This window comes from Streptomyces thermocarboxydovorans (assembly GCF_039524635.1).
In the GTDB taxonomy this organism is placed as follows: domain Bacteria; phylum Actinomycetota; class Actinomycetes; order Streptomycetales; family Streptomycetaceae; genus Streptomyces; species Streptomyces thermocarboxydovorans.
Genome location: NZ_BAAAGU010000127.1, coordinates 1 through 2,755, shown reverse-complemented (window position 1 = coordinate 2,755; position 2,755 = coordinate 1). Strand labels below are relative to the sequence as shown.

General features: G+C 74.8%; 2 protein-coding genes. Both read right to left on the bottom strand.

Features of this window, described 5'->3' with window-relative positions:
- Positions 1-111: 111 nt before the first annotated feature.
- On the bottom strand, positions 112-1,494 hold the full coding sequence (locus ABD198_RS30375) for an amidase (RefSeq protein ID WP_344007934.1): 1,383 nt from the start codon (positions 1,492-1,494) through the stop codon (positions 112-114).
- A 175-nt stretch (positions 1,495-1,669) separates the two neighbouring features.
- Positions 1,670-2,755: alpha/beta hydrolase family protein (locus ABD198_RS30370; protein ID WP_344007932.1), on the bottom strand; the 1,086-nt coding region annotated here is incomplete at its 5' end.

The window sequence follows — 2,755 nt, the reverse complement described above, 5'->3', positions numbered from 1 at the left end:
CTGGACGAAGACCGCCGACGAGATCCTCGACAAAGTCGCCGCCTACTGCCGACGAATCTCCGACTCAGGTCACTAGGCGTGCCCCGACGATCACGGCAACACCGTTCTCCGTCACCCGCCGGCGGCCTCCGCCCCCTCCAGCGGCGCGATCCGCGGCCAGGGACGGCGGTCCTGGAGCTGCTGCGCCAGATCCAGCAGTTCGCCCTCCGACCCCGGGCGGCCCACCAGCTGCACGGAGCAGGGCGCACCGGAGGGCAGGGTGCCGAAGGGCACGGCCATCGCGGGCCAGCCGGTCAGGTTCCACGGCGGAGTCAGCGGCGAGTAGGCCGAGTTGGCCAGCACATTGCGCAGCCAGCCCCGCTGGTGCCAGGGCGCGGCCTGCGGGGAGCGGCGGGCGAGAGCGGGGGTGAGCAGGACGTCGTACTCGCCGAAGAACGGCTCCAGCCGGCTGCGCAGCCTCTCCCGCGCGGCACTGCCGGCCACCAAGTGCTCGCAGCGGCGCCCTATCGCGGCGTGCACCCGGGTGCGGCGGGTGAGGAAGCGGCGGTCCAGCCCTCGGGCGTCCACGGCCGTCCCCGCCGTCCAGTGGGCCAGCGCGGTCACGCCCAGCGACGCCGGGTAGGGCGGGTCGGCACGCCGCACCTGGTGGCCCGCCTTCATCAGCACCGCCGCCGCCTCCCGTGCCGCCGCCGCATACGGCCTGGAGACGGCGACCCCGGCCAGCGGGCTGCGCAGCGACACCGCTATCCGGCGGGCGGCGGGCTCCTCCCGCCTGGCTGGCTCCTCCCGCCCGGCCGGCTCCTGTCCGGCTAGGACCGTGAACATCAGCCGGGCGTCCTCGACCGTGGTGGCCAGCGGCCCGTTCTCCGACATGCCGAACCAGTCGCCCTCGCTGATCCCGGCCGGTATCACGCCGTGCCCTGGCTTGATGGTCACCAGACCGCAGTTGGCCGCCGGTATCCGCAGCGACCCCATGCCGTCGTTGCCGAGGGCGATCGGCACCATCCCGGCGGCCACCGCGGCCGCGCTGCCGCCCGAGGACCCGCCCGCGCTGCGCCCGGGGTCCCACGGATTGCGGGCGGTGCCGTGCACGCCCTCGGTGGTGCCGAAGACGCACAGCTCCGGCACATTGGTCAGGCCCACCACGACGGCGCCCGCCGCCCGCAGCCGGGCCACCGTCTCGTGGTCGTGGCCGGCGGGCGTGTCCGGGGTCGCCGCCGAGCCGTTGCGGACGCTCTCGCCGCGCACGGCGAGGTTGTCCTTGACCGCCACGGGCACGCCGGCCAGGGGCAGTTCGGCCAGGTCGCCGCGGGCCGCCACCTCGTCCGCCTCGGCGAGCGCCGCCTCGGCCCGCACCGTGCGGAAGGCCCCGATGCGCCCGTCCAGCCGGTCGATCCGGGCGAGATGGCCGGCGACCACCTCGCGCGGGGTGACCCGCTTCTCCCGTACGGCGGCGGCGATCTCGACGGCGGTGCGGCCGGCCCAACTGGTCAACGTCGGCTCCTCGGAGGGCGATTGCGCAAGGCGAGCAGGGCGTGGTGGTGCACAAGGCGAGCTGGGCGCGCTCGTGCAGAGGGTCAACAGGACGTACTGGCGAGTACGCAGGGAGAACTCTGCCCCGCGGAATGCCCTCGCGTCGAGACCCGGTCCGGCCGGTGGCGGGCGCCGGTCAGCGCAAGTGCCGCTCGAAGTACCGCATCGTGACGTCCATCGACTCCCGCCACCGCGGACCGAAGGTGTGGCCCTCGCCCCGGTAGGTGCGCAGTTCGACGTCCGCACCCGCCTTCTCGAAGGCCGCGACGGCCTCGCGGGTCCAGCGCAGCGGGCAGGTGTGGTCGGCGGTGCCGTGATGGATCAGCAGCGGATCGGTGACCCGGTCGGCGTAGGTGAGCGGGGAGACCTGGCGCCAGAACTCCGGGTTGCTCTCGGGGGTTCCGTGCGCGGCCTCGATCCGGTCCACCAGCGGGTCGTCGCCGGGCCGCTGGAAGTGGTCGATGTTCTCCTCGGGATGTGCGCTGACCGGGGCGTAGGCGACGGCCGCGTCGAACAGGCCGGGCGCCACCACCAGCGTGTTGTAGACGACCCCTCCGCCCATCGAGCGGCCCAGCAGCCCGATCCGGTCCGTGTCGATCTCCGGGCGGCCGGCCTCGCGCAGCGCGAGGGCCGCGCCGATCACGTCCTCGGTGTAGCCGAGGCGGAGGTTGACGTCGTTGTCCGGATCGTCGTCGGAGCGGGCGTGGTTGCGGTAGTCGACGTGCAGCACGGCATAACCGCTGCGGGCCAGCAGGTCGTGCTCGCGGGGCATGCCCTGACCGGTGACGTACACGTCCGGGTCGATGTAGCCGTGCGCCAGCACCAGCGCCGGGAACGGGCCCTCGCCCCGGGGGATGTTCATCACGCCGGAGATGGTCAGCCCGTTCGCCTCGTAGGTCACGGCGTACCGGGTGTAGGCGGAGGTGCGCGCCAGGACCCGGCCCAGGCGCAGGCCGGAGCCGGTGTGCTCGCGCGCCATCAGGGCGGGCAGCGACACCGGGCCGGCCGGTGAGGGCGCGGGGGAGGAGCGCGTGGCCGGTGCGGTGGGGGTGGCGGCCGCCGTGGTGCGTTCGGGCGCGGTCTCCTCCGCGCCGCCGGTGCAGCCGGCCGTCACGGCCAGCAGCAGCGCGGCGACGCCACAGACCGGACCACGGGGCCGCATGGCGCCCATTATCCCGCCGGAGCCGCCGGCGGGCAGTCCGCGGGCGGCTCGCCGTGCGCG